Source organism: Bdellovibrio sp. HCB2-146 (assembly GCF_047345725.1).
In the GTDB taxonomy this organism is placed as follows: domain Bacteria; phylum Bdellovibrionota; class Bdellovibrionia; order Bdellovibrionales; family Bdellovibrionaceae; genus Bdellovibrio.
In genome coordinates, this window is the sequence record NZ_JBLEQP010000001.1 from 1307468 (window position 1) to 1331810 (window position 24343).

Genomic DNA, 24343 nt, shown 5'->3' on the forward strand with positions numbered 1-24343 from the left:
TAGTTATCAAAACGGAACACTGAAGTCAACCGAATGACGGTAATCCTCTGAATTCTGAGGATTTCCTTCATATGCGTAGTTCAGGGCAAAACGAGGGCCTTTAAAACCCAGTCCGCCGGTGAATAACTGGCGCTCATCATCCGTATCGTCAGAATACCCAATTCTCGTGACAATAAAGGGGTTTAGGTAGGTTTCGACCCCGGCCATAAACTCCGATTCTGTGGTCGCATCCAAGCGCATTCGGGCAAATTTTCGATAGATATAGGTGAACCCGGCTCCAGCCGATCTTTTGGCTTTAAGCTCTTCTGGGATGTCACTTTTATCATCCATCACATTATAAACAACCAAACCCACACCAATAAACGACCGGGGAGTGTAAACTAAACCGATATCGCCGTTTACCTTGTGGTACGACTCTTCGCCAAGGCGCTGCTCCACATAGTGACCCGTGATTCCCACCGTCCAACGATCCATGATGAAATCAGCAACCGAGAAGCTCATGTCTTTGTGATCTAAATCTGTTTGATTTAATTTACTCTGACGTTGCACAAAACCAAATGCTGCAGGAAATGCACTTTCCAAAGTGTTATCACTCAAGGTCACCGCATATTCGTCTTTAGCTACCGAACTAAAAAAATATCTTCCGCGCAAATGCACCAAGGCTGCGGGATTCAAGAAAGAAGCGTCACCTGCTTCTACGGTCGCACGTCCAGTTCCGCCGGTTGCTGAGGAGATCGAGGAATTATAAACTTGGGCGAGGGCCACGTTCGCGCTAAGATAGATCAGTAGTAAAACAGGAAGTTTAACTAAGAAGCTCAAAGGATGGAGCATGTTTTTTCACCTCGCAATGATTGTGAGTGCGTTCGTTATTGCGCTCACATCGTATCAACCAGTCCAGGCCCGAGCCAACAACTTTACTTTAAAACCGGTGCGTGTCGGCGATAATTTGCTTTCTATTCTTCGTCAGCACGGTTTTTCAGAGAAAGAGCGTCAAGAAGTCCTTGCTCAAGACCAGAGTCTTCGCCATCTCTATCTCACGCTCGATACGCGCTATTTGGTTCGCACGGCCAAAGGTGAAACCGAAATCGTGATGTTTGATTCACAGACTGCTGATGCTTACCGCATTTTTAAACGTGGTTCTCGCGTTGTGGCCAATAAGTACGATCCAAAATTTAAAACAACCACAGTTCGAATTGAGGGGCGTATTTACGGCTCTTTGATGGGAAGTATTTTGCCGAAACTCAATAGTAACTTTGTCGCATCTCGCTTTATGGATGCTTACGCATTTGAATTGCGAGCACAAAAAAGTTTGCAGCGAGGGGCGCATTTCTGGTTCACCGTTGAGAAAAAATATCTAGGTCCCCATTTCATCAAATACGGTGAAGTTCTGCAAACTTCATTGGATATTGGTGGCGAACGCTTACAAAAACGTTTTGTTCGGCATAAAGGGGGCGGTGTCTTTTTTAACGAACAAGATCTGCTCGATGAAAAACCGTTTTATGCTCCAGTTGATTACTTGAAAATTGCCAGCCAATTTCAACCCAACCGTCGCCATCCAATCACTCGTCGCGTACAGCCTCATTTAGGCGTCGACTTTGAATTGCCAACAGGAGAGCCGGTTTATGCTCCCCGCACAGGTCGCGTGGTTCGTTATGGACACAATCGCGCCGCTGGAAACTACATTGTGCTCTTGCATTCAAATGGCATGGAGACTTCATATAATCACTTAAGAAAAATTGATCGTCATATACGCGTCGGTTTGCAAATCAAAGCAGGTGAGCATATTGCTGAAGTCGGTTGCACCGGATACTGCACACGCCCGCATTTACATTTCGCGGTAAAGAAAAAGGGCCGAATGGTCGACCCTCTTAACTACATCAAAGCGTATCCTGTCCACTTTGAACGAATGTTAGAATCTCGCGTCGCTACGAACTAGGGACGCAAACACACAGAGATAAATTGGGCACAGCGAGCAAGTGGCGTTGTGCCGAGATAAGTTCCATAAGGCTGGAAGCAGTCTTTTGTTAGATCGTACTGCGCTCCCACTGGAGTTCCTTGATAAGTTTCTTCTTTATAGCAAGACACGCTTCCTTTCGGAACAGCACAACGGCGAGACACGTTGAACTCCCACTGATCGGCTGGGAACTGACGGCGAACAATTTCAAGCTCGGCGCGGATGCTTTCGTTTTGCAAGTCACCGATGGTATGACTTGGACATGCTGTCGCGGCATCTTGAGAGCGAACAATCATGTATTTGCGAGAACAATTCCACGTCGCCGTGACATTGTTCGGATTTTCAAGATCGTATTCACGAATGCTGTAAACCGTGTTCGTTGGAATATTGGCTTGAGTCGCACCACTCATTTGCGCAAAGGTAAATTGATATCCACGACCATAAGCTGTTGTGAGAGCGGTCGACGTAGATGAGGTTCCCGCAGGCGAGCGCACCTTGTAAGGCTGACTGGTGTCTTGCATATAAGCCAAAGTCAAAGCACCTGCATTCATCATGAGGTTACGATAAGAGCGAGCCAAACCTTCGTTCGCGTTCAGTTTCATGGTCGCTTCCATCACTTTATACTGACCGGAAAATGGGAAGTATGTTGGCGATGGCATCGCTGCAGAAACATATGAATCCATCACTCCTGAATCAGTCAAATAACCAATCATTGGAATCACGTCAGTATTCAATGTCACCGTATTAGAAGTCGCATACACGTCATTCAAACTGCTGCGCACACGAATGGCCATTGACGGAACTGCATTCGCGTTTGCTGGTGAATCAGCCAAATATTCTTTGTACTGATTTGTTGAAATTTGTGTTGCGGGATAAATTGGGTAGAAATTTGAATTAATGTAATCAATAAATGCCGAACGGACTTTCACGCCACCAGTTCCCGGTCTGTACGCGCCTGCTTTAATGGAAAAGAAAGCTTCGTTTCCTGCAAGGTGTGATTCTGCACATGAGTTATAGGCAATTTGGTCAAAGCGCGCATCGTAAGCAAATGGGGCTGCTGCTACTTTTGCACCTTGAGTTGAACCATATTTCGCAGTGAGTTCTGCATCAGAAAGACCGGCATCTGCCAGAGAGCTGTCAAGATTGGCATCAAAGCCCGCCTTGCCGCAGTTCTGAAATGAAAAGATGAGGATAAGAGATGCCACGATACCGCTCACGGCTCGCCATGTCGTCTTACTCCAACGCACTTTCATGGTATTTTCCCCCAACTCCAAGCCTATCACATCTCAGACAGTGCCAAATCAAAAAAACGGCCACATCCCGAGTTGAGACAACCCTCATTAACACTTGTCTTAGAATGAAACGTTTGAGAACAATAGATCCATGTCGAAAGTAAAAAAAGCCATTATTCCAGCCGCAGGTCTAGGTACTCGATTCCTACCCGCGACAAAAACAGTTCCTAAAGAAATGCTCACAATCGTGGATGCTCCCATCATTTTTTATGTCGTCGAAGAGGCCGTGAAAGCCGGCATCGAAGACATCGTTTTGATTGCAGGTCGCGGTAAACACGCGATTGAAGATTTCTTTGATACTTCTTACGAGCTTGAAGATCGCTTGGCGAAAGATGGCAAAGAAAAACTTTTAGAACGTGTGACCAAAATTCGCGAAATGGCCAACGTTATCAGTATCCGCCAAAAACATGCTCTCGGACTGGGACATGCGGTTTTGAGTGGTCTTCCGATCATCGGTAAAGAGCCTTTTGCGGTTCTTTTGGGTGACGAAATCACCATGGGCTTTCATAACGAGCCTAACGTCACAGCTCAACTTGTTCGCTCTTTTGAAGAAACGAATACTTCGACAATTTCTGTGATGAAAGTCGAAGAAAAAGATGTTTCGAAATACGGTATCGCCGAAGTTGAAGAAAAAACGACCGGGTTCTTTAAAGTTAATTCATTAATCGAAAAACCCAAACCAAGTGAAACTCAAAGCCGTTGGGCCCTGCCTGGCCGCTATGTTTTCGATAACCGCATCATGGATATCTTAAAAGAAGCGAAGCCAACTCTGAATGGTGAGATCCAGCTTACAGATAGCATGAAGGTTTTGTGCCAGCGCCACGGATTAAATGCGATGACGTTCACAGCACAACGCTATGATGCCGGTGACAAGCTTGGATACTTGCAGGCCAACATCGAACTGGGCTTGCAAAATCCTGAGCTCGGTGCGGAACTTAAGAAATACATTCTTCAATTGGCGCAAAGCCTGAAATAGGGAGCTTGAATGAAGGCCGTTTCGATTTTAACACTACTTGCTTTCTTGGTGGGTCTTTCTGCCGAAGCTGCTATCATTCCAACTCGTTCTATTTTGCAAAAGACAGCTGAGAACTCTGGTTCGGGAATTTATTCGATTGAACAAGAGGTGCAATTCACAGTAGGAGAAGAAACTCTGACCGTGAAAGAGACCTGGTTGATTGAAAATGATCGCACCATGCGCTTGGCTGTGAGCGGCTCTAAAGATCTGAACTTCCGTTTGCAGAATATTTATAACGGTGGACAAAAATGGAGTTTGCAAAACGGAACTCGTAAAAGCGAGAGCATTCCGAGCGAATTCCTAGAAAGATTTTTTAACTTCCGTAATCCTGAAATCTTCGCGAACGCTTTAGCGCATTTTCAAATTATTCCTCCGGGCTCTTATAGCAGAAAACCATTTGCGCGTGCTGGTGCGGATTTCAAATACGATCCAGAATCTTGGGTTCGTTATTCGCGCACAGGTGGTGTTGTGAATTACGCTCTGGGCACGCCAACTCCGGCGGAACAAGAAAACGGAAATCCAGGAATTTGGATTGAACAAGATCAATTCGTTGTTCGTAAGTTCCGTTTGCCTTCGGGTGTTGAAGTCACGGCTGATAACTACAGCCAGTACGCAAAAGGTCTTTCTTATCCCCGCTCCCGCACAATTCGCTGGGGAAATTCGACTGCAAATATTCGCTTGATCAGCGCGTCCACTCGCCCTGCTTCTGCGTCAGGACTTTTTCAACCATCATCTTTGGATGCTCCGGCAAAATGGGACGGACTTGAAGGCAAAGCAGCTAAGGCGGCCGTTCAAGAATTCTACTCGAGGTTTCGATGACGGGATCTCGTCTTTGGAAGGTGGCTGTTGATGCGCCCCTTTCTGAGCCGTTGACTTACAATTTCTCTGAAGATCTGCAACGCGGACAACTGGTCAATGTTCCCTTGGGACGAAGAAAAACCAAGGGCCTTGTTCTGGGTGAAGTGTTTGAAAAGCCTGAATTTGAAATCAAGTCCATCGATTCAATTGATAACGAATACGAACCACTCCCCGATCATTTCGTAAAATGGTTGGAGTGGCTTGCTACGTATTACATTCATCCGATCGGACAAGTCGTACAATCTGCATTTCCACCATTAAGAAAAACGGAAAAACAAAGGCAGAGTAAGCGTCCTCCGGTCATTCCGCAAATGGCACAGGAAACTCCTCCGGAATTAACTCCCGAGCAGGCTGCCAGTTTCGAGACGATTTCTCAGCACAAAAATTTCTCTACACATTTGTTATTCGGCGTAACGGGTTCAGGAAAAACTGAAGTTTATCTTCGCCTTTTGGAAAAAGTTTTAGCTGAAGGAAAGCGCGGGATTGTTTTAGTCCCGGAAATTTCCCTCACACCTCAGCTGGTGCAACGCTTTGCCCGTCGTTTTGGCGACAAGATCGCAGCTTTGCATTCACAGCTGACAGACCGTGAGCGCACAAATCAGTGGTGGGATGTGGTTGAGGGTCGCAAATCGATTTTGATTGGTGCTCGCTCTGCTCTTTTTTGCCCTGTTCCCAATTTAGGTTTAATTATTGTCGATGAGGAGCATGAGCCAAGCTTTAAACAAGACGAGAAATTGAAATACAATGGCCGCGATGCTGCTGTGATGTTGGGAAAAATCGTCGGCTGCCCCGTGATTTTGGGATCCGCAACGCCAAGCCTGGAAACGTGGAAAAATGCGACGGAAGGTCGCTATCACCTGCACTATTTAAAAAATCGTGTGGCCAACCGTTCGATGCCAGAGATTGAAGTTGTCGATCTTCGCCAGCAAAAAGCTGATGATGATCAGCAAAAACTTATCGTCGAAAAATATTCTCATCTGCCATTTTGGTTAAGTCCCACTCTTTATGAACGCATGCGCGAAACTCTGGAGCGTGGTGATCAGTCCGCGTTATTTTTAAATCGCCGTGGTGTTGCGCAAATGGTGGTGTGTCCTGCTTGTGGTCACACACGTGAGTGCCCGAACTGTGATATTTCTTTGACCCTGCATGCGCACTCGCACTTGATCTGTCATTACTGTGATTATCACGAAAATTTCAAAGTGAAATGTCCTGATTGCAAAGAAGGCGAGCTTGAGGCGATTGGTCTTGGCACGGAGCTTTTAGAAACCGATCTCACTCGTTTGTTTCCTGGGAAAAAAGTCACACGCGCCGACCGCGACGAAATACAATCGCGCGCGGATCTTGAAGAAATGATTGCGCAAATGGAGAGCGGTGAAATTGATATCTTGGTGGGCACACAGATGATCGCCAAGGGACTTGATTTTCCAAAACTCAAACTCGTGGGACTTGTATTAGCTGACGTGGGTTTTAATCTTCCTGACTTCCGTGCGACAGAGAGAAGTTTTCAACTTATCACGCAGATGAGCGGTCGAAGTGGCCGTCACGTCAAAGAAGGTGAAAGCCCGGGGGCCGTGATCATTCAAACTTTCAATTGCGAACACGACAGCATCACGTTTGCACGCAATCATGATTTCGAAGGATTCGCGAAACATGAGTTGCAAATGCGAGCCGCCCTAAATTATCCACCATGTGGAAGACTCGTCAGTTTCCGAATTCAGGGAATTCATCTTGGAAAAGTCGAAGAGACAGCAGGACTTTTGGCGAGACGTGCACACGCATTAAAGCAGCAATACTCACAACAGTATTCAAGTATTGAGGTCCTTGGTCCGGCCGAAGCGGCACTTGCAAAGCTTCGTGGGCAGTTCCGCTATCACCTTTTGATAAAATCCTCACAAAACTCGGTGGTAAATCCCTTTTCAAGACAAGTCCTCGGAGATCAGTCCTGGGTTCCTTCAGGAGTGAAGATTTTAATTGATATAGATCCAATGAGTTTGCTTTAGACTTTAAGCTTTCCTAGAATAGAAGCTTAAGGAATAAAGAATGATTCAATGCCCGCGCTGCGGAATACAAGTAACAGAACTGCACCCCGTAGATGGAGATCTGATGGGTCGATTGCAAACAGCAGGGGAAACCGGCGTTCCTCCTGAAGTTTGTGCGGGCTGTTTATCCGATTTAAAGCGCGTTGTTGCTAACAGCAGCGGTGGTGTGTTGATGGCTCAAGAAAGAGCCAAGGAACAACATCGCCTCACTCTTTGGAAAAGCCGTGTGATGCTAATAAAAAAAGCGCGCATGTGCATGGGCCAAAAGCTTTTCTCTGAAGCCGCGATTTCATACGAAAAATATTTGAAAATTCTCGACATCGTTTTTGATGTGAAAAAAGGCGATCGCCTAAAACCGGAAGTTTTTAAAGAAAGTGCCCGCACAACGGAACTCACTGTTGTGGCATCGGTCTATTGGGATTTGATGCGTATTTACGATACTCATGACAAGTATTCGGATCGCATGACGAATGCAGCGAAACAACTGGCGATCTTTATTCAGTTTACACCGATTTATCCAGATATCATTCGCAAGGCTGAATCTTTCCAGAAAACGGCAAAGAATCCGCAAATCGTAAAACAATTCTTAAAGCTCGCTAACAAAGAGCGTCCGCGTTGCTTTATCGCGACGGCGGCCTTTGAAAATCCGCAAGCTCCTGAAGTTCAAGATCTCCGTATCTTCCGTGATCTCACACTGAAGAAATACAAATGGGGACGCGCGTTTATTTTGGCTTATTACCGCTTCTCCCCGTCTTTTGCTTGCTTACTCGATAAGCAGAGCTGGCTCAAACCTGCTGTCAGAGGCCTTCTCCGCATCTTGATTAAATGCGTTAGCTAGTTTTTCCTCTCTTTGAGGCTTGCAAAGCCCTTCTATTTTGAGGGAAGGTATTTGCATGGCTCATATCTACGATTACGCAATTATTGGAAGTGGACTTACCGGACTTAGCATCGCTGCTGCACTTAGCCGCGAAACTAAAAACATCGCTTTGATTGAAGCGGCGGATTTCCCATTTGGAGTGAACAAGCAAATCAAATTCCCGACAGGCCCGATGAACAACGGTCTGCGCTTTGTTCCCGATTCAGTTCTCGCTGAAAAAGCGATGGCATTTATTGAAAACCTCGTTGGTCAGACTGTGATCAAAGATGTGACTGAAATGGCTCCTGTTACTTACGACTCTGGAAACTTTAAAACTTTCTTGGGTTTTGGTGACAACCCGCCAGCATTCTACGAAGAGTTGCAATACTTCACTTCAAGCAAACGCATTGAACTTGCGATGCAACCGTACGAGTGGACACAAAAACTTTTTGAACAGTTCAAAGGTGATTTCATGCCACGTTCTTACGTGACGAAATTCCACAACGAAGGTTCAAAAGTTTCTCACATCACAATCAACGGTTCTAAAACTTTGCACGCAGAAAACTTTATTTTCGCAGGCTCGGTGAAAGATCTTGCTGTGTTGTTGCCTGAAGATGCTATCAGCATCCGTGCGCGCACTCGCCTTTCTAAAAACACTTACTGGACAGCTTTGTGCTTGGATCTTTGCCACGCTAAACCCGTCACGGAATCAACTGCGATGCACGTTCTTAACGGCACAACTCAAGACGAAATCGGCCCTTGCGCTGGTATGTTCGGTCCTGTTGTTGAAACTGAAGAAGGTACTTTGCAATCTTCTCAGTGGTTGACGTTCATTGAGCACGAAGCCACTGAAGACAGTGAGGTCGTGGGTATGGCTTTGAAAAAAATCAAACGCCAAATCAAACGCGCTTACCCTGAAGCACTTGATGGTTTGAAATTGGAACGTATTTTTGTTGCGCCTCTGATCGCTGGTAACGGCGAATTGAAAGTCAGTGGCAACCAAACTTTGCCTGAGTTGAATAATCTTTGGATTGCTTCAGCAACTATGAATGAACAAAGAAACGTTCTTGGTTCATTGCTACAAGCTGAAATGATTTTGGCTTCTCTTGGGTTCAAAGTGACTGAGTCAGAGACTACTTCTGAACAATACGAAGAAGAATCTGAGTCCGAAGTCGAAGCTTCGATGTAATTTCCGATAAGCCTCTTACGTCAGGTGCGTATTAGGCTTCTTCAAAGGGAACTGCGAAAGAAAAAGTAGTTCCCGCTCCCACTTCACTTTCCACTGAAATTTTTCCACCCATCAGTTCGATCAAGTTTTTTGAAATCATCAAACCCAAACCCGTACCGCCAAAGCGACGTGTGATTGTCGAGTCAGCTTGGGTAAAGTGTTTAAACAGATGTGGGATATTTTCTTTTTGAATTCCAATTCCTGTGTCCTTCACCTGCCAACAGAGTTTTCCGTCTTGAATACCCACGCACAGATCCACTCGTCCTTTTGGCGTGAACTTAATTGCATTGGAAAGAAGGTTCGTAAGAACTTGTCGCAGTCGATAGGAATCACCAAGAGCATGCCGTGGAACGGACTCATCAATCTTGACCGATAGCTCAAGACCCTTCTCGCGGCAAATCACCATGAACATTCTTTGCAGATCATGATGCAGCTCTTGCACATCAAAGCGATGGCGTTCAACTTGCATGAGTCCATTTTCGATTTTTGAAAAATCTAAGATGTCGTTAATCAGATGCAAGAGCGTGTCCGAGCAGCGATGAATCGTGCCGACGTAATAGGCCTGTTCTTCATCCAGCTTGGTGTCTTTAAGGATATCGCTAAAACCAATGATGCTATTCAGAGGGGTCCGAATTTCATGGCTCATGTTCGAAAGAAAGTTTGATTTTAAAGAAGCTGCTTTTAGAGCGTGTTCGCGGGCTTGAATCAACTGATGTTTCGATTCAGCTGTATCAAGTAAGCCTTGATTGATTCGCACGATTGCTACAGAAAGAACCAGACACTCAAAGACAATCCAGCTGGCATGTTCAAGCCAATGCCAGTGAGTCAGCGCAATTTCACTTCTGAAGATCAACGGAAAAAAATATTCGCGTGTGATGTCGTCAAAAAGAATAACGATCAAAGCACCAATCCAAAGCAGCGCCACATCTTTATAAAAAGCCAGAAACACCAAGGACACGAATACATGGAAATGCGTTTCGATACGCCCACCCGTCAGGTGAATGAACAGAGTCGAAAAACACATCTGCGCAATTCCCGTGACGTAGCGAGTGCCAATCCTCCCCGGAAAAGCGACGGTACAAAAAATAGTTGGTAGAGATAAAAGGCCGCCGAGAACCAAGGCCAGCAGAAAGTTATTGTGAGCTGCTTCAGGTCCCCAGTTCCACACATTCGGCGACACAAAAAGTGCAACCAAGATGATGACGAACCACTGAACCGCCATCAAGATAGCAAACGCCCGATCTACACGGACCGCCACCTCAAAGGCCTGATGATGAAAAAGCGCCAGGACTTCGGAACTCTGAATTTTCTCTTCTTGCCGCATTCTAGCCTTTCAATAAACGTACAGATTTTAACTAGGGCAAATCTAGGTTTACATGAAATACTGAGTACTTATCGGCATCACTTCGGCTCTCTAAATACTCACTTTTCAGAGCCGCAATATGTAATAAAAAAGAATCACTTTGAGACGACGAAAACAACGGCGGAACATTAGAGCGAACTGATTTGATAAATCATGCTCAAAATCTTTAACCAATCTTTTACATTAACGGAGCCCTCTCGAGCAAAACAAACACGCTCCTCAGCACAACAACAAACTACACGTACGACGTCTTCGGCAACCTGACGAGCGTGACTCTTCCAAATAGAGATGTGATCACATACGAAATCGACGGCCTTAATCGTCGAATCGGCAAATCCCTCAACGGCACGTTGCAAGCACGTTGGGTCAATCCTTTTCGGCGGTGGGGACACGAACTTGTTCGGGTACGTGACCCAAAATCCGGTAAATTTTGTTGACCCGTCAGGATTGGATCCCGGTGACCAATTTCATTCTGCAGGTGAAGCTGCTGGAGATGCTATCAACTTTTCGAATCCGACATCCATTAAGCAGAATTTAGAATATGGTGGATATATTGTGCGGAACTCCAACGGTACATATTCTGCCACATATCCAATTGGAGGTAGCACGAGTGGATTAAATCTTCCTAAACCTCCCAAAGGCACGGTAGCGGACTATCATACTCATGGCGCTAGTCAAATTGGCTATGATAGTGAAAGCTTCTCTAAGGAAGATATTTGGAGTAATGCTATATGGGGGATTGACGGATATCTTGATTCAACTGAACTCCGCAGGGCGATTGAAAAGAGGGTTAACATGTCCAAAAAAATAATCACATTTATAGTGTCGTCGTTGCTTGCAAGCATAGTGAGTGCAAGCGACAAGCTTCCGGAAAATGGTGTGCTTCCCAACGAGGAGGCCGCAATCCGAACGGCCGAATCTATTCTTGTTAATGTCTATGGCGATAAGATTTTAAATCAGCGGCCGTTTAAAGCGAGACTTGAAAACGATGTTTGGAAGATAACAGGAACTTTCCATTGCCCATCTGGTGCTAATTGCAAAGGCGGAGTTGCTACTATCGAACTTAACAAAAGAGATGGTAAGGTTAAAAACTTAGTACATAACAAGTAGAGCTTGAAATGAATAGCACCGGACGGACTTGAAAGTCATTCCGATCGTCTTCGTACTTTTCTTCTGCTCAAAACCGACTCGTTCACAACCTAGCAACCCTATCAAATCAATGATGGATGGCCAGGCCTCATCAACAAAAAGGTGTGCAAATCTCTAAAATAAGCGCCCAGCAGGGGTTTTACTCAAACCACTGCCCCCGATAACGCGCATGGCTATCACCTTAAAACCCGCTTTAGAAATAGATTCACTTTCAGAGGGCAAAGACTTCTTGCCCTCTATATCGCCCTGTGATATCCCGAGAATCCAACAATAACACACTCCTGTGCACTAACTGGTCCCTCAAGTACTGAAAAAGAGGGTCTTCCGGCGATAAAAAGAAGCTGGCTCTGCACTGGAGGAGGATTAACCAGAAAGGAAGTACTACCATGGCTCAAGTAACCATGAAAGAAATGCTAGACGCTGGCGTCCACTTCGGACATCAAACACAGCGTTGGAACCCAAAAATGAAACCATACGTTTACACAGCAAGAGGCGGTATCCATATTATCGACCTTCAAAAGACTGTTGTACGCGCTAACAAAGCTGCTGACTTCGTTAAAGAAGTTGCTGCAAACGGCGGCCGTTTGATTTTCGTGGGAACTAAAAAACAAGCTATCGAACCAATCGTAGAAGCTGCACAAAAATGCGGTCAATACTACGTAACTAAGCGTTGGTTGGGTGGTATGTTGACGAACTTCGAAACGATCAAATCTTCTATCGATCGTCTTCGTAAAATCGATCAAATGAAAGAAAAAGGCGAGTTCAACTACTTGACTAAGAAAGAGCGCGCGAAGCTTGAAAAAGAATACCTTCGCTTGACTGATTTCTTGGCTGGTATCCGCGACATGAAAGAAATGCCTTCTGCAATGTTCGTAGTAGACCTTCCAAAAGAACACATCGCTGTTGCTGAAGCTAAACGCTTGGGCATCCCAGTTGTTGCGATCGCTGATACAAACTCTGATCCAGAGGCTATCGAGCATCCAATTCCAGGTAACGACGATGCGATTCGTTCAATCAAATTGTTCGCGAACCTAGTTGCTGAAGCTTACCTTGAAGGTGCTAAAACTTGGGAACAAAAACTTCGCACAATGACAGACAAACAATCTGACGTTGCTAAAGAAGCGAAAGCTGAAGGTAAAGAAGAAGCTCCTAAGCGTCGTGGCGCTCCAAAAGCTGGTGGCAAAGAAGCTCCTAAAAAAGGTGCTGGCCCAGCAGTTGTTAAAGCAAGCAAATCACGCAAACTTGTTGCAGCTGGTACAGCTGAAGAAGTTGAAATCCAAGCTGAGCTTGAGAACCCAACTGAAGGTTCTGACTCTGCTGAGTAATCCCCCGGGGATTGATAGAAGGGCGGGATAACCGCCCTTCCATTTATTATTCTGATTCTGTCTTTGATATTTAGTTTTATATAATTTGAAGGAGTTCTCCTTATGTCTATTTCCGCTACTCTTGTTAAAGAGCTAAGAGAAAAAACAAACGCAGGTATGATGGATTGCAAAAAGGCGCTTGAGGCGACTTCTGGCGATTTTGATGCTGCTGTTGAATGGTTGCGCGTAAAAGGTCTTGGCGCTGCTGCGAAAAAAGCTGACCGTATCGCTGCTGAAGGTGCTGTAACTGCAACTGTAGTTGGCACAACTGGTGTTGTAATGGAAATCAACTCTGAAACTGACTTCGTTGCTCGTAACGATGGTTTCAAAGCTTTGGTTGCTGACGTTACTGAGCACATGCTTAAAACAACTGCGACTGGCGATGCTTTGGAACAAGCATTCGTTAAAAATCCTTCTAAAAAATTGGGCGACCTTTTCACTGAAGCAACTGCTACTATCGGTGAAAAAATCGTTCTTCGTCGTCACGAGAAGTACACTGCTTCTGCAAACACTTTGGTGCACACATACATCCACGGTGAAGGCAAAATCGGCGTTATGATCGAAGTTGCTGCTTCTAAACCAGAAGCTGTAGCAAACCCAGCTTTGAAAACTTTCGCTCAAGACGTTGCATTGCACATCGCTGCGATGAACCCAATGGCGATCTCTTCTGATCAAATCCCTGCGGATGTTGTTTCTAAAGAGAAAGAAATTTTGACTGCGAAAAACCTTGAATCAGGCAAAAAACCAGAAATGATCGAAAAAATCGTTGATGGTCAAATCCGCAAGTTCTTGGCTGAAAACTGCCTTATGGACCAAGCTTTCGTTAAAAATCCAGACTTGAAAGTGTCTGAATTGGCGAAAAACGTTGGAAAAGAAATCGGCGCTGACGTTACAATCAAACGTTTCGTACGTTTCGAATTGGGCGCTGGTATCGAAAAGAAATCTAACGACTTTGCAGCTGAAGTTGCAGCTCAAATGAAGGGACACTAGTTTGAAAGAGCCTGTTTATAAACGCATTTTGCTCAAGTTAAGTGGTGAAGCTCTTGCTGGTAAGCAAGGGACTGGTATCAATACTGCTGTGATTAAACAAATCGCACAAGACGTGGCAGAAGCGTACAAAGCAGGCGTTCAAATGGGTATCGTTATCGGTGGCGGTAACATCTATCGTGGTGTTGCCGCTTCTGCTGAGGGTATGGATCGCGCAAGTGCTGACTACATGGGAATGCTTGCGACTTGTATCAACGCTTTGGCGCTACAAGATGCTCTTGAAAAAGAGAACGTTCCAACTCGCGTGCAAACAGCTATTGAAATGGCTGAAATTGCTGAACCTTACATCCGTCGTCGTGCTATTCGCCATCTTGAAAAAGATCGCATCGTGATTTTCGGTGCTGGAACTGGAAATCCATTCTTCACTACAGACACGGCCGCTTCTCTTCGTGCAATGGAAATCAATGCACAAGTTATTATGAAAGCGACAAAAGTTGACGGTATCTACGATAAAGATCCAGCGAAACATTCTGATGCTAAGAAATTTGATAAGATTAGCTATATCGACGTATTGAACCGCGGTCTCCAAGTGATGGATTCTACGGCTATCAGTATGTGTATGGATAACAAACTTCCGATCATCACTTTCGATCTCACTGTTCCAGGAAATATCCTGCGCGCAGTTCAAGGCGAAACTATCGGAACTCTTGTTCACTAATTAAGGAGATCATCATGTCAACGGCAGATATCAAAAAGAACGCGACAGCGAAAATGGAAAAGACACTTCACGCTTTGTCTGAAGAGCTTAAAAAAGTTCGTACAGGCCGCGCGCAAGTTTCTATGCTTGATGGTATTAAAGTGAACTACTACGGTAGTCCAACTCCTCTAGCTCAAGTGGCGTCTATCTCTTGCCCTGATGCTAAATCTTTCTTGATCGCTCCTTGGGAAGCTTCCGTATTGAAAGATATCGAACAAGCGATCATCAAATCAGAACTTGGCATGGCGCCAATGAATGACGGTAAAGTGATTCGTTTGAAAGTTCCAGATTTGACTGAAGAACGTCGTAAAGACCTTGCTAAACAAGTTAAGAAAATCGCTGAAGAAGCACGCGTCGCTGTTCGTATGGCTCGTCGTGATGCGAATGACGAAGTTAAAAAACTTCAAAAAGACAAAGCAGTCAGTGAAGATGAAGGTAAAAAATCAGAAGCTGACATCCAAAAAGTAACTGACGATTTTATTAAAAAAGTAGACCAGGTCGCTGACGAAAAAGAAAAAGCGATCATGACGATCTAGTTTCTTGGTAAAAGCTTAAGACTTCATGACACTTCCTAAACACGTGGCAATTATAATGGACGGTAACGGTCGCTGGGCTCAGCTCAAGCACCGTCCGCGCTCATTTGGCCACGTCAAAGGAACTCGTGTCGCGAAAAAAATCATCACGGCATGTTCTCGTCGTGGGATCAAACACCTGACTCTCTACGCTTTCAGTACTGAAAATTGGTTCCGCCCACAAACTGAAGTTTCTTTATTGATGAGAATCCTTCAGCGCTATCTTCGTCGCGAAACTGAAAACCTTGTTAAAGAAAATATCCGTTTCTCTGTGATCGGTGATTTATCTCGCCTACCAAAAGATGTTTTGAAATCTATCGAAGGCGCGATGGCAACTACAGCTCAGTGCACAGGCCTGCATTTGGTCTTTGCTTTGAGCTATGGTTCTCGTCAAGAGATCACCAATGCAGTTCGTGATATCGCGGAAAAAATCGCTAACGGCGAAATTTCAGCGCACGAAGTGGATGAGGAAATGATCAATTCCTCACTCAGCACGTATCCAACTCCAGATCCAGATTTGATTATTCGCACAAGTGGCGAGCAACGTTTGTCGAACTTCTTGTTGTGGCAAGCAGCTTACTCGGAGTTTTACTTCACAGATGTCTTGTGGCCTAATTTTACTGAAACACATTTAGAGGAAGCTTTGACAGCTTACTCACAACGCCAACGTCGTTTTGGCAAGGTTGCACATGACAGCGTGGAAAAGCTTTCAAACTAGAGCCCTTTCAGCCATCGCTGCCCTCGCTCTTATTTTCGCTGCTTATTACTTTTTCCAAGTTCGTGGTTTGCAATTCGTCATCTTCTTAGCTGTGGCGATCGGAATTTGGGAACTCCAAGAAATTCTCTTTAATAAAGAAAGCTCGAAATTTATTCGCGCGCTTTTCTTTGCGCTGACCTTTGCGGTTTTTGCACTGTCATCTATCACATTGAATTTAGGCGCATTGGCTTTTTCAATCGCGTTGATCATTTTGATTTTGGCGTCGCTGTTTGTGCTGCACACCACGGGGGATTTGCAGCGCATGGTTCGTATTCAAGCAAACGGAGCTCTCGGCATGTTCTATATGGGACTGTTGCCGGCTTTTGCATATCGCTTGCTTGATACTCAAGGTTTGAATTGGTTTATCTTTTTACTCGCCGTTGTTTTTGCTGGCGATACTTTCGCTTATATTTTTGGTGTGTTGTTTGGCCGTCGCAAAATGATGCCTGCCGTATCTCCAAAAAAATCCTGGGAAGGATCGTTCGGGGGGCTTTTTGGTTCCTTAGTGGCGGCAGCTCTTTGTGGGTACTTTCTTCTCCCTGAATTCAATTTAAGCTTCTTAATGCCGCTCGCACTTTTCGCGGGCTACGCGGGCCAATTTGGTGATTTCTTTGAGTCTCTTTTAAAACGTGTCGCAGAGGTCAAAGATTCAGGAAAAATCATGCCTGGGCACGGCGGCGTATTAGATCGCATTGATGGCGTTTTATTCGCGAGCCCCGTTATATTGCTTGGCGTTTTGATTCTCTCTCACCTTTTGTCGTAGGTACTAAGTCGAGCCTATTTGGCACAATCTTTATTTCCTGGCCCCGGCCATTAAAGCTTCGCTAGAATAAGCGGATGGAAATGATCACAAATTATCTACATATGGGCCTCTCTGTTATCCTCCCTTTCGTCATCCTCCTCGGCATTCTGATTTTTGTGCATGAGTTAGGACATTTCTTGGTCGCACGCTGGTGCGGAGTACGTGTCGAGGTGTTCAGCCTTGGTTTCGGTAAAAAGATTTTAAAATATAAAAAAGGCGACACGACATACGCGCTTTCCATCATTCCTTTAGGTGGTTACGTAAAAATGTTCGGCGAACAGCCTGGCGAAAATATCTCCGAAGCAGATAAAAAAGTTTCTTTCACTCACAAAAACGTATGGCAAAGAATTGCTGTCGTTCTTGCGGGTCCTTTGATGAACTTCTTCTTCGCTATTTTGATTTTCTTTGCCGTTTCAATGGCGGGGGAAGATGCAAAAACGCCGGTGTTGGGTGATGTTCCAGCGAATTCTGCCGCTTATACGGCGGGCTTCCGCTCTGGCGACAAACTTATCAATGTGAATGGTAAGGCTATTAACACGTGGGAAGATTTCCAAAATATTTTAGGTCTTAAAGAAGCAACGGACCTACGTTTGGATGTAGAAGTTCAACGTGAAGGTACTGGCGAAAAAGCGACTTTCGCTGTGACTGCAAAACCTGAAGCCAATCCAAATCCGCTTTCTAGTTTTGACTATGTCGGAAACGTCGAAGGCATTGCACCTTACTCTGCTGGCACTACGATTGGCGTGTTAGACAGTTCTCCACTGAAAGCGCTGGGCCTTAAAACTGGCGATACACTGCTTTCGATCAACGGTCGTAAGGTCGCTTACTGGAGAGAACTCGATACAGTACTAGGTCAAATCTCTCCGAAAGAAGCGCTGACTCTAGAAGTGGCAGGCGCTGACAAACCATCGGTGCTGACTCTGGCTCCGATGGCATCGATTCAAAAGTATTCTCTGTCTTCACTGGGTCTTGAAAGCTCTGAGCTTTACTTGAGCCGCGTGATGGAAGGTTCGCCAGCGCAACTGGCAGGCCTTCGTGAAATGGATCGCTTGGTTTCTATTAATAAAGTGACTTTGCAAAAGTGGGAAGATGTTATCAACAACATCAAATCCTTCGACGGCAAAAATCCGGTGGCGTTGACAGTTCTTCGTGATGGTAAGGTTCTTGATCTTAACATCACACCAAAAATGACGACGCAAATGACGGCAAGTGGAACGGAAGAAAAACGTTACACAATCGGCATTACACCCATCGTGAATATGGCAGCACCTGAGCTGATGATCGTGAAAGCTTCAAATCCAATTGAGGCCTTGGTTCGCGGTACAGAAAGAACTTGGGACGTGTCAGTGATGACAGTGATGAGCTTTGTTCGTTTGTTCCAAGCGAAGATCTCTCCAAAAAACATTGGCGGAGTGATCTCAATCGGACAAGCAGCTAGTGAAACATTCAAAGTTGGCTGGACTCAGTTCTTCCAAATGATGGCTGTGATCTCTGTGAATCTTTTTATTTTGAATCTTCTTCCAATCCCAGTTCTTGATGGCGGACACCTTGTGTTCTATGTTATCGAACTTGTGAAAGGTGCGCCGCTAAGTTTGCGCAAAATGGAAGTCGCACAACAAGTGGGTATGGCTCTGTTGATGAGTCTTATGATCTTTGCCCTCTTTAACGACTTCACTCGTATATTAGGATTATGAAGGTTCTAGCTATGGAAACGAGCACACTGCTTGGCAGTGTTGCTCTGGTTATTGATGGGAAACTGGTTGCCGAAGAAATCTCTTTTCGGCAAAAGTCCCACACCGAAATCATCAACGTCTTTGTCGACAACTGCCTCCAAAAAGCCGGTCTCACACTTTCCGATATTGATGTCTTCGCCATTGGACAGGGTCCAGGGAGTTTCACCGGTATTCGTGTCGCTGCCAACGCTGGCAAAACCTACGCGTATAGCTTTGAAAAGCCCCTTGTCGCTGTCGACACTCTGACTCTGCTCGCGACTCCAGCACTGAAACTTGGCAAACCAGTTTTAGCAATCATCAATGCTTACAAGAACATGGTTTACTCAGCCCTATTCGATGAGTCTGGAAAAATGGTCAAAGGTCCCGAAGCGGTTCCGGTGAGACATCTTTCCGCTTTTGTTGATCGCGATGTTGTTGTCGTCGGCGATGGTTGGGAAGCATTCCATGAATATTTTCCTGCTGAATTATCAGCAAAAATGACTCGCAATTCTTCCCTCGAAGACAGTCCTCATGCTTCGACTCTAGCGATGCTTGCCTACGAGCGAGCGAAACAGGGTCAAACCTTGGACTGGAAATCATTTGTGCCTCTTTATATCCGTGCGTCTGAAGCCGAAGAGACTAAGAAAGGGATTTTAATCACACCTCTGAAGTAGCAAGGACGGCTCCATGGAAAGAGATTTCGATACAACAAAAGATGTTGTGACAAACGAAGTTAAAGCAAAAAAATCAGCGCAAGCAAAAGCAGATGCTCAATTGTGGGTGGTTGCTTCTGGTAAAGGTGGCGTTGGAAAAACTTTTGTGACGACTAGTTTGGGTCTGACTCTTTCTAAGCTTGGCCACTCTGTTGTGATTGTTGATTTGGATTTGAGCGGAGCCAACGTACACACATCTCTGGGTGCAAATCCTTCTCACATGAATATTCGCCACTACTTTGAAGGCGCAAAATCCCTGCAAGAACTTGTGATCCCGACAACATATCCACGTTTGTCCTACGTGCAAGGCTTCTGGGATTCTTGGACACCGACAGATTTCTCTTACAACCAAATTCAAAATTTGATTCCGGAGCTTAAAAAACTGCGCGCCGACTACGTCCTTGTCGATCTTGGTGCAGGGGCTTTGGAAGCACATTTGAATCTCTTTAAAACTGCTGATGAAAAAATCCTGGTAACGTCTCCAGAACCAACAAGCATCGAAAAGACTTATCGCTTTATCGAAGCTTACATGTGCCATTCACTCAAAGAAAACGCGGCACCAGATGCTTTTGGTAACATGATCACAACTCTTCGTGATCACCGCCAAAGAACTTTGAGCAAACCATTCTCTTTTAAATCTTATCTGAAAGAACAAACTGGAATTTCTTATACTTTCTTTGAAGCTCTTTCGCAGAAACCTGTTCGCCTTGTTGTGAACTCGTGCCGTAGCCAAGCCAACGCAGAACTTGGTCACTCAATCAAAAGCGTTTGTCACAAATACTATGACCTAGGTATTGATTTCACTGCTTCTATCAACTACGACAATGCGGTGTGGCAGTCTGTCAAGTCACGCACTCCCGCTCTAGTAGCACAGCCATTTACCCCTCTTGCAGGACAATTTTTGAATAGCTGCAAACATCTTATTGATCCTGAGGAACTTCGCGCCGTAGTATAATATGTATGATACAGGGCACATCCCGTTATAATTACTACGAGATTCTTGAGCTAAAGGCGAACGCACCTCAACACGAAGTGACGACTGCCTATGAGCGCGCTCGTCATACTTACTCTGGGGACAATCCTGCTATCTACACGATCTTTTCTGAACAAGAGGCCCGCGAATTTTTGACTCTTATTGAAGAGGCTTATGAAATTCTAGGGAATAAAACTCTCCGTTTGATTTATGATCAACGCCTTCGCAATGGTCACTCTTCTCTCAATGATTTGACTTACGCTTCTATTATCGAGGCGAGCAAGCAAATGATGCCAGAGCCGAAACCAAAAAAAGAAGAGCCTGTTTTCAAACGCAACGAAGCTTTTGAAAAAGAAATTCTTGCTCGTGAAGAGTGGGATGGCGCCTTCATTCAGAAAGTTCGTGAGTACAAAAATCTATCTGTTCAACAAATTAGCGATACAACGAAAATCAATCCGTACTATGTCGGTGCGGTTGAGCGCATGGAACCAGAAGGTTTGCCAGCTGTGGTATTTGTAAGAGGCTACGTGGTTCAGATCGCGAAAGCTCTGGGACTTGATGAAAAGAAAGTCGCAGACTCTTACATGAAAATTTTTAAAAACCAGCTTGGAAAATAACTCCCCGTCATCTCCACTATTAATCCCCATTTCTGAAGAAATGGTGGGACTTCGTTTGGACAAAGCCTTGGCTTTAGTTCCTGAAATTGGAACACGCGCAAGGGCTGCTCATCTTATTGAAACTTCTTGCGTTCTTGTGAACAAAAAGGAGCCAAAGGCATCTTTGGTTCTTAAAGCTTCTGATGTTTTAGAAGTGCAAATGCCAGCACCAGTGCCGACAGAACTGCAACCCTACGATTTAAAGCTCGATGTGCTTTTTGAAGATCAAGATATCATCGTCATCAATAAGCCAGCGGGTTTAGTTGTTCATCCGGCCGCGGGACACGAACAAGATACATTGGTGAATGCTCTTCTTGCTCATACTCGAGATCTTTCGATGAAGTTTGGCGAAGAGAGACCCGGAATCGTTCATCGTCTTGATAAGGAAACAAGTGGCATCATCGTTGTCGCAAAAAATGACAAAGCTCACGAGTCGCTGACGGCGCAATTTAAAGAACGAAGCACACACAGAATTTATTATGCTGTCTGTGTTGGAACTGCAAAAACGCTGAACGGCACCATAAAAAGTTTTCTTGCTCGTCATCCGACAGATCGCAAACGCTATGCTTCGATTTTAGGTGTCGATAAAAAACCATTAATCGACAAAGAATTTCCACCAGATTTTGGAAAATGGGCCGTCACACATTACGACGTCCTCAAACGCCAAGGTGGTTTGTCTTACGTGAAGCTCAAACTTGAGACAGGTCGCACACATCAAATTCGTGTTCACCTTTCTGAAAGTGGACTTCCAATTGCTGGCGATCACACTTATGGTGCTGACAAAAAAATAAAATCAGTCGACTCAAAATACACACAAGAAGATCTTAAAAATCTGCAGCGCTTTTTATTGCACGCAGCTGAATTAGGCTTTACTCATCCTCGCACGCAAGACAGAATGTTTTTTCAACAAGATTGGCCTGAAGATATTCAAGCCCTTTTGAAAAAATGGAATCTGATATGAACGTGCTGGAGACGAATTTAGGTTTTGAAATCAAAACTTCTGATTTCACTTTGCTCTTTGGTGGAGTGAATTCTCAGTTACCACAACTCAAAGAACACTATCCACAATTCAAATTTGTGCGTCTGAAACAAATTCACAGCGATGCTGTTATTGAAACAACATCGACTGAAACAGATTATCAAATTTTGGGAGATGCGCATTTCACCACTCACCCACTTGCCCTGTGTGTAGTGACGGCTGATTGTGTTCCTGCATTCCTGTATGATCCAAATAAATCTGTCGTCGCAGGAATTCACGCCGGCTGGCGCGGAGTTGCAAGTCGAATCATTCCCAAAACGATTGCGCAACTGAAAGAGCGCGGCTCAAACCCTGAAGATATTCAAGTGATCATCGGTCCACATATTCAAAAGAAAAGTTTTGAAGTGGAGTTTGACGTTCGTGATCAGATTCTTTCAAGTTTGGGTCCGCTGAACGCGCAAGACCGAGCTCTTTTCACTGAGAAGATCTCAGACACGAAAGCCCTTGTTGATCTAAACCAAGTCGTCAAAGCGCAGATTCAAAGCGAAGGCGTTTCGCTGGAAAAAGTTTTTGATCTGCATCTCGATACGGTCACAGATCCGAGATTTCATTCTTATCGTCGGGACAAAGAAAAATCAGGACGACAAATCAGCTTCATCGTTTTGAACAAATAAAAATGGCGCCTTTTGGCGCCATCATAGTTTAAGTATCAGATTTCGATTTCTATTCTACGTGTAAATAAGTTCTTGAGTCCAAAAACGGCCACACCGGAACTGTTTTGAAGATCGGGTCAAATTCAAACTTGAAAGCTCCTAAAGTCATGATCGAGAACTCCGCGATCACTGTTCCTTTGAAGTCACCCACGTAACGACTTTGTACGACTGGTGCGTTCACAAGAACGTGTTCGAAGGAAACATTGCGACCCTCGGCTCCACAGGCTGCGTCTTTCAACGAACCTTTTTTAGCTTCAATTAATTTTGCTTCAGCGATGATTGAGTCACCGAATTCTTTTGGACTTGCACTTTGACGAACGAAGTTACCTGGAACTGTCCAGAATGTTGAGTAACGGTTCGTTAACGAGTTCGATCCGTAACTAGAATTATCTTTCGAATAAACATCAGTTGTTGAGCAGTATTTTCCATCATTGTTTTTCGCAGAACCCAAGCCAAAGTTCACTGACTTCGTACTGGTGATCTGCAAATTGCTGCTATCAGAACCTGCTGCATACGTTATTGGTCCATAGGCAAACACCGAACCGATCACATAGACACGGCAACCAACTGTTGTTTTCAAATTTAAATTATCAATGTAAAGCGGACCACGAACGACCAGATCCCCATCACACTCAACTTGACCAGACATCTCAAAGAATGTGCCTTGATCAACCACACCACTGAGTTCTACCGAATCAAGAGAGTTTTTATAGTAACGAGATCTTTCTGTATCGGCTAAGCGAAGTGCTGACGCCATTTGCGCTGCCGTTGGTGCGCCAATGTAAATTGAACTCTGTTCGGCCACTGCAACTTCACGCGTATTTGCATACTCTGACTTTGAGAAAAGATCAGACACATATTGAGCAATAGTTTGCTTGGAAGTCGCTGCTGCTACGAAGGCCGGAAGACTCGCCTTCGGTACATGCACAGTTTTATCTGCAGGAATCGACATCGTTCCAAATTTATTGTCGTGATCTCCGTAAACACCACCAGAGCGCCACCAAGTGTTTGCTGGTTTCACTCCAAAGTAATAATCATTGCCGTAACCAAAATCAGTCACGATGTTTGATTTGATGTTCGCGTGACATTGAATACAACCCATTCCACGCACGGCGAGTGCTGGTTCGAAATCAGAAAGTGAATTTCCGACGTTCGCAATGACATAAAGAATAGCGCTGTTTTGATATTTATCCTTAACAGTCACTCGAACTGAGTCGCGACCACGGAATCCAAAGTTTGGTGTGTATTTGAACTGGATGTTTTTTTCATCCAAAACTTCAAAGTTACCGTTAATAGAGGTGCCTTCGACTTCAACTTTAATAGATTCAACGACGATGGGTTTTGAGTGCTCAACGTTGAAAGTAATTGGCGTGTTCATTTTCGTTTCAACGATAGTTGTATCTGTGAAACTGCTAAGATTTGTGAAGTCTTCTGGATTGTTGAATGCGACTTGTGAACAGTTTTGAAATGAAACAATAGTCACCGTAAGCAATGCCAAAACAATGATCGTCTTCATTCCCATTTTCACCCCTCAGTAATATTAGGATGCAAGGGCGTGCCATCCGTCAATAGGCCCAAGTCACACTGGACCCACTAAGGAGTGT

At 44.8% G+C, this 24343-nt stretch carries 23 protein-coding genes; 19 read left to right on the forward strand and 4 right to left on the reverse strand.

Features of this window, described 5'->3' with window-relative positions; all coding sequences use genetic code 11:
- Positions 1-6 precede the first annotated feature (6 nt).
- On the reverse strand, positions 7-831 hold the full coding sequence (locus ACLWOR_RS06430; protein WP_413939863.1) for a hypothetical protein: 825 nt from the start codon (positions 829-831) through the stop codon (positions 7-9).
- Between ACLWOR_RS06430 and ACLWOR_RS06435 the strand changes: the two genes are divergently transcribed.
- Positions 830-1936 carry a M23 family metallopeptidase gene (locus ACLWOR_RS06435; protein ID WP_413939864.1) on the forward strand — a complete coding sequence of 369 codons (1107 nt, stop codon included), beginning with the start codon at positions 830-832 and terminating at the stop codon, positions 1934-1936. The two genes, ACLWOR_RS06430 and ACLWOR_RS06435, sit on opposite strands and share 2 nt — an antisense overlap.
- Here the strand turns inward: ACLWOR_RS06435 and ACLWOR_RS06440 are convergent.
- Positions 1933-3207, reverse strand: coding sequence for a hypothetical protein (locus tag ACLWOR_RS06440; RefSeq protein ID WP_413939865.1), 1275 nt, complete (start codon positions 3205-3207; stop codon positions 1933-1935). The genes ACLWOR_RS06435 and ACLWOR_RS06440 overlap by 4 nt on opposite strands.
- Positions 3208-3337: 130 nt before the next feature.
- Here ACLWOR_RS06440 and galU point away from each other — a divergent pair, with 130 nt between their 5' ends.
- The 5 genes from galU to ACLWOR_RS06465 are packed head-to-tail and all read left to right on the forward strand — an operon-like array spanning position 3338 to position 9203.
- Complete coding sequence (gene galU, locus ACLWOR_RS06445; RefSeq protein WP_413939866.1) at positions 3338-4222, forward strand: UTP--glucose-1-phosphate uridylyltransferase GalU; 885 nt, start codon at positions 3338-3340, stop codon at positions 4220-4222.
- A 9-nt stretch (positions 4223-4231) separates the two neighbouring features.
- Positions 4232-5080 (forward strand): hypothetical protein, encoded by an 849-nt coding sequence (locus ACLWOR_RS06450; protein WP_413939867.1) that lies wholly within the window; start codon positions 4232-4234, stop codon positions 5078-5080.
- On the forward strand, positions 5077-7119 hold the full coding sequence (gene priA / locus ACLWOR_RS06455; RefSeq protein ID WP_413939868.1) for a primosomal protein N': 2043 nt from the start codon (positions 5077-5079) through the stop codon (positions 7117-7119). Before ACLWOR_RS06450 ends, priA begins: the two co-directional genes overlap by 4 nt.
- Before the next feature lie 40 nt (positions 7120-7159).
- The gene (locus ACLWOR_RS06460) at positions 7160-7996 is read left to right on the forward strand and encodes a CFI-box-CTERM domain-containing protein (RefSeq protein WP_413939869.1); all 837 of its coding nucleotides are present in this window, start codon (positions 7160-7162) and stop codon (positions 7994-7996) included.
- A 55-nt stretch (positions 7997-8051) separates the two neighbouring features.
- Entirely contained in the window at positions 8052-9203 is a 1152-nt protein-coding gene (locus ACLWOR_RS06465; RefSeq protein WP_413939870.1) for an NAD(P)/FAD-dependent oxidoreductase, read from the forward strand.
- A gap of 31 nt (positions 9204-9234) precedes the next feature.
- Here ACLWOR_RS06465 and ACLWOR_RS06470 read toward each other — a convergent pair whose 3' ends face one another.
- Positions 9235-10566, reverse strand: a complete 1332-nt coding sequence (locus ACLWOR_RS06470; RefSeq protein ID WP_413939871.1) for a sensor histidine kinase — start codon at positions 10564-10566, stop codon at positions 9235-9237.
- A 435-nt stretch (positions 10567-11001) separates the two neighbouring features.
- Between ACLWOR_RS06470 and ACLWOR_RS06475 the strand changes: the two genes are divergently transcribed.
- The 13 genes from ACLWOR_RS06475 (at position 11002) to pgeF (ending at position 22700) form a co-directional block, all read left to right on the forward strand.
- Complete coding sequence (locus tag ACLWOR_RS06475; protein WP_413939872.1) at positions 11002-11715, forward strand: NTF2 fold immunity protein; 714 nt, start codon at positions 11002-11004, stop codon at positions 11713-11715.
- A gap of 425 nt (positions 11716-12140) precedes the next feature.
- Positions 12141-13079: a 30S ribosomal protein S2 gene (rpsB, locus tag ACLWOR_RS06480; protein WP_413939873.1), complete on the forward strand. Its 939-nt coding sequence runs from the start codon at positions 12141-12143 to the stop codon at positions 13077-13079.
- 102 nt (positions 13080-13181) lie between these two features.
- A complete protein-coding gene (gene tsf, locus ACLWOR_RS06485; protein ID WP_413939874.1) occupies positions 13182-14108 on the forward strand; it encodes a translation elongation factor Ts in 927 nt (308 codons plus the stop codon).
- Position 14109: 1 nt separating this feature from the next.
- On the forward strand, positions 14110-14823 hold the full coding sequence (gene pyrH / locus ACLWOR_RS06490; protein ID WP_413939875.1) for a UMP kinase: 714 nt from the start codon (positions 14110-14112) through the stop codon (positions 14821-14823).
- Positions 14824-14837: 14 nt separating this feature from the next.
- A complete protein-coding gene (gene frr / locus ACLWOR_RS06495; RefSeq protein ID WP_413939876.1) occupies positions 14838-15398 on the forward strand; it encodes a ribosome recycling factor in 561 nt (186 codons plus the stop codon).
- A 25-nt stretch (positions 15399-15423) separates the two neighbouring features.
- Complete coding sequence (locus tag ACLWOR_RS06500; protein WP_413939877.1) at positions 15424-16152, forward strand: isoprenyl transferase; 729 nt, start codon at positions 15424-15426, stop codon at positions 16150-16152.
- The gene (locus tag ACLWOR_RS06505) at positions 16124-16954 is read left to right on the forward strand and encodes a phosphatidate cytidylyltransferase (RefSeq protein ID WP_413939878.1); all 831 of its coding nucleotides are present in this window, start codon (positions 16124-16126) and stop codon (positions 16952-16954) included. The genes ACLWOR_RS06500 and ACLWOR_RS06505 overlap by 29 nt, the downstream gene beginning before the upstream one ends.
- Positions 16955-17028: 74 nt before the next feature.
- A complete protein-coding gene (gene rseP, locus ACLWOR_RS06510; RefSeq protein WP_413939879.1) occupies positions 17029-18687 on the forward strand; it encodes an RIP metalloprotease RseP in 1659 nt (552 codons plus the stop codon).
- The gene (tsaB, locus tag ACLWOR_RS06515) at positions 18684-19379 is read left to right on the forward strand and encodes a tRNA (adenosine(37)-N6)-threonylcarbamoyltransferase complex dimerization subunit type 1 TsaB (protein WP_413939880.1); all 696 of its coding nucleotides are present in this window, start codon (positions 18684-18686) and stop codon (positions 19377-19379) included. The genes rseP and tsaB overlap by 4 nt, the downstream gene beginning before the upstream one ends.
- 13 nt (positions 19380-19392) lie before the next feature.
- Positions 19393-20373, forward strand: a complete 981-nt coding sequence (locus ACLWOR_RS06520; protein WP_413939881.1) for a P-loop NTPase — start codon at positions 19393-19395, stop codon at positions 20371-20373.
- 5 nt (positions 20374-20378) lie between these two features.
- Complete coding sequence (locus ACLWOR_RS06525) at positions 20379-21008, forward strand: helix-turn-helix domain-containing protein (RefSeq protein WP_413939882.1); 630 nt, start codon at positions 20379-20381, stop codon at positions 21006-21008.
- A complete protein-coding gene (locus ACLWOR_RS06530) occupies positions 20998-22008 on the forward strand; it encodes an RluA family pseudouridine synthase (protein WP_413939883.1) in 1011 nt (336 codons plus the stop codon). Before ACLWOR_RS06525 ends, ACLWOR_RS06530 begins: the two co-directional genes overlap by 11 nt.
- On the forward strand, positions 22005-22700 hold the full coding sequence (pgeF, locus tag ACLWOR_RS06535; RefSeq protein ID WP_413939884.1) for a peptidoglycan editing factor PgeF: 696 nt from the start codon (positions 22005-22007) through the stop codon (positions 22698-22700). The genes ACLWOR_RS06530 and pgeF overlap by 4 nt, the downstream gene beginning before the upstream one ends.
- Positions 22701-22749: 49 nt before the next feature.
- Here the strand turns inward: pgeF and ACLWOR_RS06540 are convergent, their stop codons facing one another.
- Positions 22750-24255, reverse strand: a complete 1506-nt coding sequence (locus ACLWOR_RS06540; protein ID WP_413939885.1) for an Ig-like domain-containing protein — start codon at positions 24253-24255, stop codon at positions 22750-22752.
- Positions 24256-24343: the final 88 nt, after the last annotated feature.

Coding starts and splice junctions, on each gene's coding strand:
- ACLWOR_RS06435 (WP_413939864.1), top strand. CDS start 830: ATGTTTTTTCACCTCGCAATGATTGTGAGTGCGTTCGTTATTGCGCTC.
- ACLWOR_RS06430 (WP_413939863.1), bottom strand. CDS start 831: ATGCTCCATCCTTTGAGCTTCTTAGTTAAACTTCCTGTTTTACTACTG.
- ACLWOR_RS06440 (WP_413939865.1), bottom strand. CDS start 3,207: ATGAAAGTGCGTTGGAGTAAGACGACATGGCGAGCCGTGAGCGGTATC.
- galU (WP_413939866.1), top strand. CDS start 3,338: ATGTCGAAAGTAAAAAAAGCCATTATTCCAGCCGCAGGTCTAGGTACT.
- ACLWOR_RS06450 (WP_413939867.1), top strand. CDS start 4,232: ATGAAGGCCGTTTCGATTTTAACACTACTTGCTTTCTTGGTGGGTCTT.
- priA (WP_413939868.1), top strand. CDS start 5,077: ATGACGGGATCTCGTCTTTGGAAGGTGGCTGTTGATGCGCCCCTTTCT.
- ACLWOR_RS06460 (WP_413939869.1), top strand. CDS start 7,160: ATGATTCAATGCCCGCGCTGCGGAATACAAGTAACAGAACTGCACCCC.
- ACLWOR_RS06465 (WP_413939870.1), top strand. CDS start 8,052: ATGGCTCATATCTACGATTACGCAATTATTGGAAGTGGACTTACCGGA.
- ACLWOR_RS06470 (WP_413939871.1), bottom strand. CDS start 10,566: ATGCGGCAAGAAGAGAAAATTCAGAGTTCCGAAGTCCTGGCGCTTTTT.
- rpsB (WP_413939873.1), top strand. CDS start 12,141: ATGGCTCAAGTAACCATGAAAGAAATGCTAGACGCTGGCGTCCACTTC.
- tsf (WP_413939874.1), top strand. CDS start 13,182: ATGTCTATTTCCGCTACTCTTGTTAAAGAGCTAAGAGAAAAAACAAAC.
- frr (WP_413939876.1), top strand. CDS start 14,838: ATGTCAACGGCAGATATCAAAAAGAACGCGACAGCGAAAATGGAAAAG.
- ACLWOR_RS06500 (WP_413939877.1), top strand. CDS start 15,424: ATGACACTTCCTAAACACGTGGCAATTATAATGGACGGTAACGGTCGC.
- ACLWOR_RS06505 (WP_413939878.1), top strand. CDS start 16,124: ATGACAGCGTGGAAAAGCTTTCAAACTAGAGCCCTTTCAGCCATCGCT.
- rseP (WP_413939879.1), top strand. CDS start 17,029: ATGGAAATGATCACAAATTATCTACATATGGGCCTCTCTGTTATCCTC.
- tsaB (WP_413939880.1), top strand. CDS start 18,684: ATGAAGGTTCTAGCTATGGAAACGAGCACACTGCTTGGCAGTGTTGCT.
- ACLWOR_RS06520 (WP_413939881.1), top strand. CDS start 19,393: ATGGAAAGAGATTTCGATACAACAAAAGATGTTGTGACAAACGAAGTT.
- ACLWOR_RS06525 (WP_413939882.1), top strand. CDS start 20,379: ATGATACAGGGCACATCCCGTTATAATTACTACGAGATTCTTGAGCTA.
- pgeF (WP_413939884.1), top strand. CDS start 22,005: ATGAACGTGCTGGAGACGAATTTAGGTTTTGAAATCAAAACTTCTGAT.
- ACLWOR_RS06540 (WP_413939885.1), bottom strand. CDS start 24,255: ATGAAGACGATCATTGTTTTGGCATTGCTTACGGTGACTATTGTTTCA.